Source organism: Pseudomonas sp. So3.2b, from assembly GCF_019464415.1.
GTDB classification, from domain to species: Bacteria; Pseudomonadota; Gammaproteobacteria; order Pseudomonadales; family Pseudomonadaceae; genus Aquipseudomonas; species Aquipseudomonas shahriarae.
The window spans coordinates 4,507,653-4,521,681 of the sequence record NZ_CP080494.1 but is presented as its reverse complement, the minus strand read 5'-3'; the positions used below and the strand labels follow the sequence as shown (position 1 = coordinate 4,521,681).

Below are 14,029 nucleotides of genomic sequence, written 5' to 3'. Positions count from 1 at the left end.
ATCGCAGGCAAGCCAGCTCCCACATTTGATTTGTGGCGGTACCAAAAATCTCTGCCCCAGTGAGCCCCCCCTGTGGGAGCGGGCTTGCCCGCGATGGCGGCAGCCCAGTCACTCTTTCTGGCGGCTGACCCACCGCGATCGCAGGCAAGCCAGCTCCCACATTTGATTTGTGGCGGTACCAAAAATCTCTGCCCCAGTGAGATCCCCTGTGGGAGTGGGCTTGCCCGCGATCGCGGTAACCCAGTCACTCTTTCTGGCGGCTGACCCACCGCTATCGCAGGCAAGCCAGCTCCCACATTTGATTTGTGGTGGTACCAAAAATCTCTGCCCCAGTGAGCCCCCTGTGGGAGCGGGCGTGCCCGCGATAGCTATCTAGCTATCAACGCTTCTCTAGCTTTTGGGGCAACGGCGCAAACAGCGCCTCGATATCCTCGTTGCCCAGCTTCCAGTCGCCCGTGGTGCGGCCATCCAGCACCCCCGCTGCCAGGTCTGACTTTTCTTGCTGCAGCGCCTGGATCTTCTCTTCCACGGTGCCCCGGGCAATCATCTTGTACACAAACACTGGCTTTTCCTGGCCGATGCGATACGCACGGTCAGTCGCCTGGTTTTCCGTGGCCGGGTTCCACCAGGGGTCGTAGTGGATCACGGTATCGGCTTCGGTCAGGTTAAGCCCCACGCCGCCCGCCTTGAGGCTGATCAGGAAGATCTGCAGCTTGCCACTCTGGAAGTCCTTGACCGGCGTGCGCCGGTCGCGGGTCTGGCCGGTCAGCAAGGCGTAGGCGACCCCGCGTTTTTTCAGCTCGAGCTCAATCAGGCTGAGCATCGAGGTGAACTGCGAGAACAGCAGGATCCTGCGCCCTTCGGCAAACAGCTCGTCGAGCATCTCCATCAGGCTGTCGAGCTTGCCGGAACTGCTGCCGCGTGCGGGCAGGGTGGCGTCGTTTACCAGGCGCAGATCGCAACAGACCTGGCGCAGCTTGAGCAGCGCTTCCAGAATGATGATCTGGCTGCGGGCCACGCCCTTGCGGGTGATCTCGTCGCGCACCTTCTTGTCCATGGCCAGGCGCATGGTTTCGTACACATCGCGCTGGGCTTCATTGAGATCGACCCAGTGGATGATCTCGGTCTTGGGCGGCAATTCAGTAGCCACCTGTTCCTTGGTACGGCGCAGCAGGAACGGCTTGATCCGACCGTTGAGGTGTTGCAATCGCACGTCGCTGCCGCGTTTTTCGATGGGCACGCGGTAGTCACGGTTGAAGCTTTTTACATCGCCCAACCAACCCGGCAGCAGGAAGTGGAACAGCGACCACAGCTCGCCCAGGTGGTTTTCCAGGGGCGTGCCGCTCAGGCACAGGCGCTGGCGTGCATTCAGCTCGCGGGCGGCCTGGGCGGCCTTGCTGGTGGGGTTCTTGATGTACTGGGCTTCGTCGAGGATCAGCACATGCAGTGGCTGCACGGCCAGTTGTTCGATGTCTTTGGGCAGCAGGGCGTAGGTGGTCAGCAGCAGGTCGTAATCCTGCAACTGGGCGAAGTGTTTCTTGCGCCCGGCACCGTACAGTGCCAGCACCTTGAGCTGCGGGGTGAAGTGCGCCGCTTCGTCGAGCCAGTTGGGGATCAGGCTGGTAGGCATCACCACCATGCACGGCCGGTCCAGGCGCCCGGCGATTTTTTCGCTGAGAATATGCGCCAGGGTCTGTAGGGTTTTGCCCAGGCCCATGTCATCCGCGAGAATCCCGCCCACTTCCAGTTGGCGCAGGGACTGCATCCAGCTCAGGCCTTCGAGCTGGTAGGGGCGCAACGTGGCGTTGAGGCCCTCGGGGGCGGCGCAGGTGAAGTCCTTGATGTCGCGCAGGCGCTGGGCAAAGTTGCGGATCTGCTCGCCACCTTCCCATTGCAGCGGCAGGTCTTCCAGCGGGTTGAGGCGAATCGCGTCGGCCTTGGCCAGGCGCAAGGCGGTGGTGCCAGGCTCCTGCAGGTAGAACTCACCGAGGGTCGCCAGCACCGGTTTGAGCCGGCCGTAGGGCAGGGCGACTTGCAGCGGGCCGTGGCCACCGTTGGGCAGGCCGGGGATGTTCACCAGGATCAGTTCGTCGTCGCGGCGGCGCGCGAGCTTTTCCGGGTTGAGGATTTCGGTGTGGGAGCGCATCAGGTTCAGCAGGATCGGCAGCAGGCTCAGCCGTTCGCCATTGACGATAATCCCCAACTCCAGGTCGAACCAGTCGCGCTCCGGCACTTCATCGACGCTGGCGTACCAGTCCTCGACCGGGCTCAGGTCGAAGCCGAAATCCTCGTCGATCTGCAGTTCCCAGCCGGCAGCCCGCAGGCTTGGGGAGGCGTTGAGGGTGAAGTTCAGCCAGGCGCTGTCATTGACCATCTCAAACAGCTCGCCGGCGCTTTCCGGCAGGGCCTTGCTCTGGCGGGTGGCGATCTTGAAGCCCAGCAGGCGCAGGTGCTCGCGAAAGCCTTGCTCCACCTCGGGATGGCGCTTGATCCGCAGGCTCTGGGTTTCCTGGCGGACAATGATGTCGGCGTTTTTCTGGCCGCTGACATAGTTGCCCTGGTAATTGAATGACAGCGCCGCCCGGTGCTGGATATAGCGCTGCATCTTGCCGTTGCGTGGCTCAAAGGCGCTGAACTCGATGCTGGCCAGCCACAGCCGGGGAATCGGCTGCACATCCTCGAGCACCACTTGCGGCAGGACCACGCGGTTATCCAGCACGGCCTGCAGTTTCTCCAGCAGCTCGGCATCCTTGGCCGCCGCCGGGTAGGCCAGGGTTTCCTGGACCTGCAGCAGCACGGCCGCGATGTGTTTGCAATTGGTGTGCACGGGGCAGGTGCAACGGCTGTCCACCAGGATCAGGGTGCCTTTGGCCGATTCGCGCAGGGAGATGGTCTGGCGATACACATTGCCGCCCGAGCCTTCGCAACTGGCGATGATGGTGCTGTCGCCGGACTCGACAATCCTTACGCGGTTTTCCAGGGCGTAGCGCCGGCCGCGCTCCAGGCTTTGTTCCTTGAAGCGGTTGGCCCAGGACGGAGCCAGGGGTTTGGTCAGCGACGACGTCAGGGGCATGGCGCTGGATCAGTCCGCCAGGCCGGGCGGCGGCGCGCTCGGTGGCTTGGCGGTAAGGGAGGTGATCTTGATCAGCAGGGCCAGGTGGCCGGCGTCCAGGTAATTGAGCTGGTTGTTCTTGGTGCGCACGTCCGGCTGGCTCAAGTGTTCGCTGGCAATCACGCTGCCGTTGTTGTCGAACTGGTTGAGCCAGAAGCTGGCGTCAATACGGGTAAAACGCCCCAATTGCAGGTCCAGTGTGCCCTGGATGGGGTATTGGCCAAACTGTTCCTGGCCGTCGGTGATTTTCACCTTCACCGGCTGCTCGCCCAGGTTCTGCTCCCAGGCTTTGTGCAGCAGCACGGTGTAGTCGCCATTGGCCTGGAGTTTCTCGACGATATTGTTCAGGCGCGGCGGGCTGATTTTCTCGATCCCTTGGCGTGGCGCCCCGGCGGCCCAGTCTTCCGGGGCTGGCCGGCTATTGATCAGCGGCTCTGCATTCTGGCGGATCAGGATCATTTCCACCTGGTAGAGGCTGTCGGCAAACGCCGAAGGTGCGACTACCACCAACAACAGGCTCAGGATACGAAGCAGGCGCATGGGGCGTCCTTCAAGCAGGTTTCGGGATGAGGCGCTCAAACAGCGCCTCCAATGTATTAAAGCGCTCTTCTGCACGTTCCATCGGCACCATGAACTTGAACAGCGTAGCGCCTTCGAATTTGTAGCGGTTGGGCTGGCCCTGGATCAACTTGATCAGTACCAGCGGGTCTACCGGCGTCTGCGCTTCGAACTCGATACGCCCGCCCTGCGGCCCGGCGTCGACCTTCTTGATCCCCAGTTGCTCGGCCTGCAATTTGAGCAGGGTCAGGCGCACCAGGTTCTTGGTCGGCTCCGGCAACAGGCCGAAGCGGTCGATCATCTCCACTTGCAGGTCCTTGAGACCTTCTTCGTCAGTGGCCGAGGCGATGCGCTTGTACAGGATCAGGCGTGCATGCACATCCGGCAGGTAGTCCTCGGGAATCAATGCTGGCAGACGCAGGTTGATTTCCGGCCCGCCGCCCAGGGGCTGGTCGAGGTTCGGTTGTTCGCCTTTGCGGATGGCCTTCACCGCGCGCTCCAGCATCTCCATGTAGAGGGTAAAGCCCACGGCCTGGATCTGCCCGCTCTGGCCGTCGCCCAGCAGTTCGCCGGCGCCACGGATTTCCAGGTCGTTGGTGGCCAGCACAAAGCCCGCACCCAGGTCCTGGGTGTTGGCGATGGCTTCCAGGCGCTTTTCCGCATCGCCGGTAATTTGCTGGCGCGGTGGCGTCAGCAGGTAGGCGTAGGCCTGGTGGTGACTGCGGCCGACCCGGCCACGCAACTGGTGCAGCTGCGCCAGGCCGAACTTGTCGGCGCGCTCGATGATAATGGTGTTGGCGCTCGGCACGTCGATGCCGGTCTCGATAATGGTCGAGGCGATCAGCACGTTGAAGCGCTTGTGGTAGAAGTCGCTCATCACCTGTTCGAGTTCGCGTTCGCGCATCTGCCCGTGGCCGATGCCGATCCGCGCTTCCGGCACCAGTTCGGCGAGGTCGGCGGCGCATTTCTCGATGGTTTTCACATCGTTGTGCAGGTAGTAGACCTGGCCGCCGCGCAGCAACTCGCGCAGCAGGGCTTCCTTGATCGTGCTGTTGTTCTGCTCCATGACAAAGGTGCGCACCGACAGGCGTCGTGCCGGCGGCGTGGCGATGATCGACAGGTCGCGCATGCCCGACACCGCCATGTTCAGCGTGCGCGGGATCGGTGTGGCGGTCAGGGTCAGGATATCGACCTCGCTGCGCAGGGCCTTGAGCTGCTCCTTCTGGCGTACGCCAAAGCGGTGCTCTTCGTCGATGATCACCAGGCCCAGGTTCTTGATCTTCACATCGTCCGACAGCAGCTTGTGGGTACCGATCACGATGTCGATCTTGCCTTCGGCCAGGTCGGCCACGGCTGCGTTGACTTCCTTGGCGGACTTGAAGCGGCTCATCACCTCTACGGTCACCGGCCAATCGGCAAAGCGGTCGCGAAAACTGTTGTAGTGCTGCTGGGCGAGCAGGGTGGTCGGCACCAGGATTGCCACCTGGCGGCCGCCATGCACCGCGATAAACGCGGCGCGCATCGCCACTTCGGTCTTGCCAAAGCCCACGTCACCGCAGACCAGGCGGTCCATGGGCTTGGGCGCGAGCATATCGGCGCGCACGGCGTCGATGGTGGTTTGCTGGTCCGGGGTTTCTTCGAAGGCGAAGCCGGCGCTGAACGTGGCGTAGTCGGCCTTCGGGTCGGCGAACGCATAGCCTTCGCGGGCCGCGCGGCGAGCATAGATGTCCAGCAGTTCGGCGGCTACGTCGCGCACCTGCTCGGCGGCCTTGCGCTTGGCCTTCTGCCAGGTCTCGGAACCCAGGCGGTGCAACGGCGCCAGGGCGTCGTCGCTGCCGGTGTAGCGCGCGATCAGGTGCAGGTTGGCCACTGGCACATAGAGCTTGGCGCCCTCGGCGTATTCCATGGTGAGGAATTCGGCTGCCTGGTTGTCGATCTCCAGGGTCTGCAGGCCCAGGTAGCGTCCCACGCCGTGGTCGATATGCACCACCGGCGCGCCTTCGCGCAGTTCGGTGAGGTTCTTGATCACCGCGTCGTTGTTGGCGTCGGCACGTTTTTCCCGGCGCCGGCGCTGCATCACGCGTTGGCCGAACAGCGGGCTCTCGGCAATCAGTGCCAGGGCCGGATCATCCAGTTGCAGGCCTTCGTTCAGCGGCGCAATGGTGATCGCCAGGCGGTCCTTGCCGGCGACAAAGTCCGGCCAGCTGTCGACGGTTTTTGGTCGCAGCTTCAGACGTTCCAGCAACTCCAGTAGCACTTCGCGGCGCCCGGCGGATTCGGCGGTAAACAGCACGCGGCCGGGGAAGTCGCCGAGGAAGTCGGACAACGCTTGCAGCGGCTGGCTGGCCTTGGCCTCGATGGCCAGGTTGGGCAGGGTTTGGGCGGGGAAGCGTTCGCGGCCGACGCCGGCTTCCACATCCTGTTGGCTGGCGACCACCCGTGGCCAGTTCTTCAGGCGGGCGAAGCAGTCCTCTACCGGCAGGAACAGCTCGGCAGGCGGCAATAAAGGCCGGGATGGATCGACGCGGCGTTCTTCATAACGGTTGCGTACGTCGTTCCAGAAGTTTTCCGCCGCCTGTTCGATGCCCGGCAGCGAGAACACCTGAGTGTCCTGGGGCAGGTAATCGAACAGGGTCGAGGTTTCGTCGAAGAACAGCGGCAGGTAGTACTCGATACCGGCGGGGGTAATCCCGCTGCTCAAGTCCTGGAAGATCGGGCAACGACGGAAGTCCACGTCAAAGCGTTCGCGAAAGCGCGCCTTGAAGCGTGTGACGGCGTCTTTTTGCAGGGGGAATTCCCTGGCCGGCAGCAGCTTGATCGACTGTACTTTGTCGATGGAGCGCTGGTTTTCCGGGTCGAAGGTGCGCAGGGTCTCGATTTCGTCGTCGAACAGGTCGATGCGGTAGGGCAGTTTGCTGCCCATCGGGAACAGGTCGATCAGCGCGCCACGCACGGCGAACTCGCCATGCTCGTACACCGTATCGACGCAGCGGTAGCCGCTGGCTTCCAGGCGCGTGCGCATCTGCTCCACGTCGAGTTTCTGGCCGATATCCAGCACCAGGCTGCTGCCCAGCAGGAACTTGGTCGGCGCCAGGCGGTGCAGGGCCGTGGTGATCGGCACCACCAGCACACCGTGGGCCAGTTCCGGCAAGCGGTACAGGCTGGCGATGCGCTGGGAGATGATGTCCTGGTGCGGCGAGAACAAGTCGTAGGGCAGGGTTTCCCAGTCCGGGAAATGCAGCACCGGCAAATCGGGGGCAAAGAAACTCAGCTCCTGCTCCAACCGTTCGGCGCTTTGGCTGTCGGCGGTCAATAGCAGGGTAAAGCGCTTGGCTGCACTGGCAGCCTCGGCAATGGCCAGGCTCAGGGCGGCACCGGGCAGATTGCCCCAATGCTGTTTACCTGCCTCGGCAGGGAGTAGCGGTAGACGCAGGACGGGCACGGACGTTTGAGCTCCAGCGTTGCGACAAAGTCGGTAATTGTAACGGCCTGGAGTGCCGCCTGTCAGTTGCTGACTGTGCCTATTACGGTTTGTAGGAAATGTAGTGGCTAAGACAAACAATGCGCGGTTTTGACTCAAAATGTAGTGCCAAAATGTACGTATGTTTCGGAGGGTTACGGACAAGTGGCCCGACGCTTTCACCAGGGGGTGCGCTGGAAGCCGCGTATTTACTGGCCTGTAGCGCGGCGAAAATTATGTGCAAGGGCTTTTGTTGCGTGGCGCGCATTGCTCCGGGGGCGGTCGGGCGGCATAATGTAGCCCCTTTTTTCAGCCCCTACATGTGGAAGGTTCCCGTGACTCAGAAGCCCGACCAGTGTCTTGGTGAATGGATCGACCGTGAAGCACTCGCAGAAGCGATGATCCCGCTTATCGGTCAGCTGTACCGCAATAACAATGTGGTGAGCTCGATCTATGGCCGCAGCCTGATCAACCAATCAGTCATCGCGATTCTCAAGGCTCATCGCTTTGCTCGCCATCGTTCTTCGGACGATAGCGAACTCTCCGTCCACGAAACATTCCCTCTGCTTAAAGCCATGAGCGAGCTCAAGCTCGGCGCGGCTTCGGTGGACCTGGGCAAGTTGGCGTTCAAATTCCGCGCTCAAGGCAATGGCCGCAGCGCCGAGCAGTTCGTGCGTGAAGAACTGGCCGACGTGGTTGGCCAGCAAAACGCCGCATCCCGTAAAGGCACTGACGTGGTGCTGTACGGCTTCGGTCGTATCGGCCGTCTGCTGGCACGCATCCTGATCGAAAAAACCGGCGGTGGCGACGGCCTGCGCCTGCGGGCCATTGTCGTGCGCAAAGGCGCCGAAAATGACCTGACCAAGCGCGCCAGCCTCTTGCGTCGCGACTCGGTACACGGTTCGTTCAATGGCACCATCACCATCGACGAAGAAAACAACACCATCACCGCCAACGGTAACCTGATCCAGGTGATCTACGCGAAGAACCCGACCGAGGTGGATTACACCCAGTACGGCATCCAGAACGCCTTGCTGGTGGACAACACCGGCGTATGGCGTGATGCCGACGGCCTGGGCCAGCACCTGGCCTGCCCGGGTATCGACCGCGTTGTGCTGACTGCGCCTGGCAAGGGCAAGCTGAAGAACATCGTTCACGGCATCAACCACAACGAAATCACCGCTGACGACAAGATCGTGTCCGCCGCTTCCTGCACCACCAACGCCATCGTGCCGGTGCTCAAGGCTGTGAATGACAAGTTCGGCATCATCAACGGTCACGTCGAAACCGTTCACTCGTACACCAACGACCAGAACCTGATCGACAACTTCCACAAGGGCGATCGCCGTGGCCGTAGCGCCGCGCTGAACATGGTGATCACCGAGACCGGTGCTGCCACCGCTGCTGCCAAGGCCCTGCCTGAGCTGGCCGGCAAGCTGACCGGTAACGCGATCCGTGTACCCACGCCGAACGTGTCGATGGCCATTCTCAACCTCAACCTTGAGAAAGCCGCCACCCGCGAAGAGATGAACGAGTACCTGCGCTACATGGCGCTGCACTCCGATCTGCATAAGCAAATCGACTTCGTCAATTCCCAGGAAGTGGTGTCCACCGACTTCGTTGGCTCGCGCCACGCCGGTGTGGTCGATGCTGAAGCGACCATCACCCAGGATAACCGCGTTGTACTGTACGTCTGGTACGACAACGAGTTCGGTTACAGCTGCCAGGTGGTGCGCGTGATGGAAGACATGGCTGGGGTCAACCCGCCAGCGTTTCCGCGCTAAGCGTTAGCGGTAAATGAAAAAGCCCCGACTGGTTCGGGGCTTTTTTGTGGCTGGGGGTTTGTGTGGGGTTTGAAGGCCTCATCGCGGGCAAGCCCGCTCCCACAGTTTGATTTGCGAATACATTCAAATGTGTGGGCGGGCTTGTCGGGCCGCCGCATCGCCGCGATAGCGATCTATCAGGCCCCACCGACTACCGAAGCCTGCGCAGTGCGCAGTTCGTGCCGATTCCCCTTGAACAGCACCAGGGTCGCCACCAGCCCCAGCACCGCCGCGCCACTGAGCCAGATCCCCGGTGCAGCCTTGTTATCCAGTACATGGATCAGGTAAGTACAGGCGGCCGGGGTAAAGCCGCCAAAGGTTGCGGTCGCCAGGCTGTAGGCCAATGAAAAGCCTGTGGTGCGTACTTCCACTGGCATGATTTCGGTCAGCGCGACGACCATGGCGCCGTTGTACGAGCCATACAGGAGCGACAGCCATAACTCGACGAGCAGCAGGTGGCTGAAGCTCGGATTGGCCACCAGCCATGACAGGGCCGGGTACGCCGTGAGGATTGCCAGAATAGTCGCCCCCAGCAGCAAGGGCTTGCGACCCACCTTGTCAGACACCGCGCCCATCACGGGTAACCAAAAGAAGTTCGACAGGCCGATGCACACGGTGACCAGCAACGCATCCAGGTCCGACAGGTGCAGTTCGGCCTTGCCGAAGGTCGGTGTGTAGGCGGTGATCAGGTAGAACGACACGGTCGTCATCACCACCAGCGCCATACCTGCCAGGACGATGCCGAAATTCTGGCCGATAGAGCGGATGATTTCCTGCAGGGTAGGGCGATGTTTACGTGCCTGGAATTCCGGGGTTTCCTCCAGGGAGCGGCGAATCACGAAGATCACCGGCACGATCAGGCAGCCGATCAGGAACGGCACGCGCCAGCCCCATTCACCCATTTCCTCGGGGCTCAGCCAGTGGTTCAGGCCCACGCCCAGCAGGCCGGCGAAGACCACGGCGGCTTGTTGGCTGGCGGATTGCCAACTGACGAAGAAACCTTTACGTCCCGGCGTGGCGATCTCCGCCAGGTACACCGAGACCCCGCCCAGTTCGACACCTGCGGAGAAGCCTTGCAGCAATCGACCAAACAGCACGATCAGCGGCGCGGCCACCCCGAGGGTGGCGTAGCCGGGCACGCAGGCGATCAGCACGGTACCGGCGGCCATCATGGCCAGGGTGATCACCAGGCCTTTTTTACGGCCATGGCGGTCGATGTAGGCACCGAGAAAAATTGCCCCCAACGGACGCATCAGGAATCCGGCACCGAAGGTCGCCAGGGACAACATCAGGGACGCGAAGGCGCTGTCGGCAGGGAAGAAGGTCTTGGCAATGGCCGTGGCGTAGAAGCCGTAGACCATGAAGTCGAACATTTCGAGAAAGTTACCGCTGACAACGCGAAAGATCGCCTTGCCTTTGCCCGTGGTGTTGGACATGTCATTTACTCAACTGGCTATCTTGTTGGAAATCCCTGGTCGTCGTTCTTCCTTGCTGCAAGGTCTGGGCGCTGGCTGGCGCCCAAGAGTTTTGTAACCATATGTGTATCCGTGTGGGCGAGCAACAAAAACCGTTAGCAAGCTGGCTATTTGTCATGAAGCAACCCGCGTCAGGCGACGACATGCCGCATAATGGCCAGCCCCGGAAATGTGCTTGAGTGCGGCTTCATTGGGTTTTCAGCAGCGATAAGGTTGTGTGGCTTATGGGCGGTTTGCGATGCGCGATGGTGGGCGCTGTGTTGGCGATCTTGACGGGCTGCGGCGGCGATGAGCCCCTGGAGGCGTTTGGCGGCCCGACCATGGGCAGCACTTATTCAATCAAATATGTCCGTACCCCCGGTACGTCGGCGGCCAATGATGTGCAGCCGCAGGTCGAGCGCATCCTTGCCGAGGTCGACCGACAGCTGTCGACCTATCGCAGCGATTCCGATATCGAGCGCTTCAATGACTTGCCGGCCAACCGCTGCCAGCCGATGCCCGAGTCGATCCTGCAGTTGGTACGCACGGGCGAGCAGCTGTCCCAGGCCAGTGGCGGCGCTTTTGACCTGACCGTCGAGCCACTGCTCAACCTGTGGGGCTTCGGACCCCAGGCGCGGCAGGTAAAAGTCCCGGATCCCATGACGCTGGCCTTGGCGCGCCAGCGCGTCGGTCATCAGCACTTGCGCATCGACGGTCACCAGCTGTGCAAGGACGCGGCGGTGCAAGTGGACTTCAACAGCATCGCCGCCGGCTACACGGTGGACCGGATCGCCGAGCGGCTAGGGCAGTTGGGCATTCAGCGGTATCTGGTCGAAGTGACTGGCGAGCTCAAGGCTGCCGGGCGCAAACCCGATGGCACGCCCTGGCGTGTGGCCCTGGAGGAGCCCCGCGATGACCAGCAGGTGGCTGAGCGCGTGATCGTGGTGGACGGCTTCGGCGTGTCTACTTCAGGTGACTATCGCAATTATTTCCAGCAGGATGGTCGCCGCTATTCCCACACCCTCGATGCCCGTAGCGGGGCGCCGATCACCCATCACCTGGCGTCGGTCACGGTACTGGAGCCTTCGGCGCTTATGGCGGACGGCTTGTCGACCTTGCTCCTGGTACTGGGGCCCGACGAGGGCTGGGACTATGCAGAAAAACAGCGGATCGCGGCATTTTTTGTGATGCGTGAGGGGGATGCTTTCGTCACACGCAGCAACAAAGCGTTCGAACAACTGACGGCGGTCAAGCCGTAATCAATACTGTGTAGTAAAGGCAAAACTGGCCTACGACGCGACCAAGGGTTAATGTGCGCGGCGTTGAGCCTTATATAGACTGTGCCCCGGCTCACACACCTGAGCCTATTTGATCCTTCATGACCGCTGGCCGCGGCATGATTTAGCCAGGCGCCCAACCGTGCGTCCTGGCCTGTTCTGAGGAGTACGCATGGCTGTCTACAACTACGACGTGGTGGTACTGGGTTCCGGCCCAGCTGGAGAAGGTGCGGCGATGAACGCCGCCAAAGCAGGACGCAAGGTGGCGATGGTCGATAGCCGTCGTCAGGTCGGCGGTAACTGCACCCACCTGGGCACCATCCCGTCCAAGGCCTTGCGTCACTCGGTGCGCCAGATCATGCAGTTCAACACCAACCCGATGTTCCGGGCCATTGGTGAGCCGCGCTGGTTCTCGTTCCCGGATGTACTGAAAAGCGCCGAGAAAGTCATTTCCAAACAAGTCGCCTCGCGTACCGGCTACTACGCCCGTAACCGCGTCGACCTGTTCTTCGGCACCGGCAGCTTCGCCGACGAGCAAACCGTCGAAGTGGTCTGCGCCAATGGCGTGGTCGAGAAGCTGGTGGCCAAGCACATCATCATCGCCACCGGTTCGCGTCCGTATCGCCCGGCCGATATCGACTTCCACCACCCGCGTATCTACGATAGCGACACGATCCTCAGCCTGGGCCACACCCCGCGCAAACTGATCATATACGGCGCCGGCGTGATCGGCTGTGAATACGCCTCGATCTTCAGCGGCCTGGGTGTGCTGGTGGAGCTGGTGGACAACCGTGACCAGTTGCTGAGCTTCCTCGACTCGGAAATTTCCCAGGCGTTGAGCTATCACTTCAGCAACAACAACATCACCGTGCGCCACAACGAGGAATACGACCGCGTTGAAGGCCTGGACAACGGTGTGATCCTGCACCTCAAGTCCGGCAAGAAGATCAAGGCCGATGCCTTGCTCTGGTGCAACGGCCGTACGGGCAACACCGACAAGCTGGGCATGGAAAACATCGGGGTCAAGGTCAACAGCCGTGGCCAGATCGAGGTGGATGAGAACTACCGCACCTGCGTCACCAATATCTATGGTGCCGGCGATGTGATCGGCTGGCCGAGCCTGGCCAGTGCCGCCCACGACCAAGGGCGTTCGGCGGCTGGCAGCATTGTCGACAATGGCAGCTGGCGCTACGTCAACGATGTGCCGACCGGGATCTACACCATTCCCGAGATCAGCTCCATCGGCAAGAACGAGCACGAGCTGACCAAGGCCAAGGTGCCTTACGAAGTGGGCAAGGCGTTCTTCAAGAGCATGGCGCGTGCGCAGATCGCCGGCGAGCCGCAAGGCATGCTGAAGATCCTGTTCCACCGCGAGACCCTGGAAGTGCTCGGCGTGCATTGCTTCGGCTACCAGGCCTCGGAGATCGTGCACATCGGCCAGGCGATCATGAGCCAGCCGGGTGATCTCAATACCCTTAAGTATTTTGTGAACACCACGTTCAACTACCCGACCATGGCTGAAGCCTATCGGGTAGCGGCCTACGACGGCCTCAACCGGCTTTTTTGAGCGGCTCCGGCCGGTGGCCTGAGCCGGCCGGGGAGACCGATTTCAGTAATTCCCGAGAGTGGCAGTGGCCAAACCGGGAAAGTCTGTAATCAGGCTATCTACGCCGAAGTCGGCGAGCCTGCGCATCAGCGCGGGTTCGTTGACTGTCCACACGGACACGTGCAAGCCCTGGCGCTGGGCTTTCTCCAGTCGCTCGGGAGTGCACAACGTCCAGTTCAACGCCAAATACTCACAGCCATAGTTCTGCGCGACCTTCAGCGGGTCGAGCCAGGCGTATTCGGCCACCAGTCCACGGGACAGGTCCGGCGTCAGCTCCAGGGCGGCTTTCAACACTTCCCGCGAGCTTGAAGTCACGGTGACCTTGTCCAGCAGGCCAAAGCGCTGGGCCATTTCCCGGATCGCCAGTACGGTGGTCGCGGCGCGGGTGCGCGAGGCGCTTTTGACTTCCAGTTGCCAGTGGTCGAAGTCGCACTGCTCAAACAGCTCTTCCAGGCGCGGGATCGGGCAAGGGGTGACCCAGCCTGGGCCGCCTTTGCGTGCGTCCATCTTCACCAGGTCGGCGGCGACGTACTCCACCACCTTGCCGCGTCGGTCTGCGGTGCGCTTCAAGGTCGGGTCGTGGATCACCATCAACTCGCCGTCCATGGACAGGTGCAAGTCCAGTTCGCAACGGCGCACGCCGTGCTTGAGGCATTGCTGGAAGCTGGTCAGGGTGTTTTCCGGTGCTTCGCCTTTAGCGCCGCGGTGGCCATAAATCAGGGTCACAGTTGCTCCTTTT

General features: G+C 61.7%; 8 protein-coding genes. 3 read left to right on the top strand and 5 right to left on the bottom strand.

Annotated elements, in window-relative coordinates:
- Positions 1-379 precede the first annotated feature (379 nt).
- From K1X80_RS20245 to mfd, 3 genes are read right to left on the bottom strand one after another with little or no spacing between them, the layout of a single operon-like run.
- A complete protein-coding gene (locus K1X80_RS20245) occupies positions 380-3,073 on the bottom strand; it encodes a DEAD/DEAH box helicase (RefSeq protein ID WP_057960298.1) in 2,694 nt (897 codons plus the stop codon).
- Between the two features lie 9 nt (positions 3,074-3,082).
- Positions 3,083-3,652: a CsiV family protein gene (locus tag K1X80_RS20240; protein ID WP_057438527.1), complete on the bottom strand. Its 570-nt coding sequence runs from the start codon at positions 3,650-3,652 to the stop codon at positions 3,083-3,085.
- A 10-nt stretch (positions 3,653-3,662) separates the two neighbouring features.
- Positions 3,663-7,112 (bottom strand): transcription-repair coupling factor, encoded by a 3,450-nt coding sequence (mfd, locus tag K1X80_RS20235; RefSeq protein WP_057960297.1) that lies wholly within the window; start codon positions 7,110-7,112, stop codon positions 3,663-3,665.
- Positions 7,113-7,450: 338 nt separating this feature from the next.
- Between mfd and K1X80_RS20230 the strand changes: the two genes are divergently transcribed.
- A complete protein-coding gene (locus K1X80_RS20230; protein WP_115128680.1) occupies positions 7,451-8,914 on the top strand; it encodes a glyceraldehyde-3-phosphate dehydrogenase in 1,464 nt (487 codons plus the stop codon).
- A 176-nt stretch (positions 8,915-9,090) separates the two neighbouring features.
- Here the strand turns inward: K1X80_RS20230 and K1X80_RS20225 are convergent, their stop codons facing one another.
- On the bottom strand, positions 9,091-10,389 hold the full coding sequence (locus K1X80_RS20225; protein WP_220172483.1) for an MFS transporter: 1,299 nt from the start codon (positions 10,387-10,389) through the stop codon (positions 9,091-9,093).
- Positions 10,390-10,652: 263 nt separating this feature from the next.
- Here K1X80_RS20225 and K1X80_RS20220 point away from each other — a divergent pair, with 263 nt between their 5' ends.
- On the top strand, positions 10,653-11,666 hold the full coding sequence (locus K1X80_RS20220) for an FAD:protein FMN transferase (protein ID WP_057960294.1): 1,014 nt from the start codon (positions 10,653-10,655) through the stop codon (positions 11,664-11,666).
- Positions 11,667-11,856: 190 nt separating this feature from the next.
- Positions 11,857-13,251 (top strand): Si-specific NAD(P)(+) transhydrogenase, encoded by a 1,395-nt coding sequence (sthA, locus tag K1X80_RS20215; RefSeq protein ID WP_057438530.1) that lies wholly within the window; start codon positions 11,857-11,859, stop codon positions 13,249-13,251.
- A gap of 42 nt (positions 13,252-13,293) precedes the next feature.
- Here the strand turns inward: sthA and K1X80_RS20210 are convergent, their stop codons facing one another.
- Positions 13,294-14,016: a glycerophosphodiester phosphodiesterase gene (locus tag K1X80_RS20210; protein WP_057438531.1), complete on the bottom strand. Its 723-nt coding sequence runs from the start codon at positions 14,014-14,016 to the stop codon at positions 13,294-13,296.
- Between the last annotated feature and the right edge of the window lie 13 nt (positions 14,017-14,029).

What these genes read in the sequence shown, in the direction of transcription:
- sthA (WP_057438530.1), top strand. Translation starts at nt 11,857, where the DNA reads ATGGCTGTCTACAACTACGACGTGGTGGTACTGGGTTCCGGCCCAGCT.
- K1X80_RS20230 (WP_115128680.1), top strand. Translation starts at nt 7,451, where the DNA reads ATGTGGAAGGTTCCCGTGACTCAGAAGCCCGACCAGTGTCTTGGTGAA.
- K1X80_RS20240 (WP_057438527.1), bottom strand. Translation starts at nt 3,652, where the DNA reads ATGCGCCTGCTTCGTATCCTGAGCCTGTTGTTGGTGGTAGTCGCACCT.
- K1X80_RS20220 (WP_057960294.1), top strand. Translation starts at nt 10,653, where the DNA reads ATGGGCGGTTTGCGATGCGCGATGGTGGGCGCTGTGTTGGCGATCTTG.
- K1X80_RS20245 (WP_057960298.1), bottom strand. Translation starts at nt 3,073, where the DNA reads ATGCCCCTGACGTCGTCGCTGACCAAACCCCTGGCTCCGTCCTGGGCC.
- K1X80_RS20225 (WP_220172483.1), bottom strand. Translation starts at nt 10,389, where the DNA reads ATGTCCAACACCACGGGCAAAGGCAAGGCGATCTTTCGCGTTGTCAGC.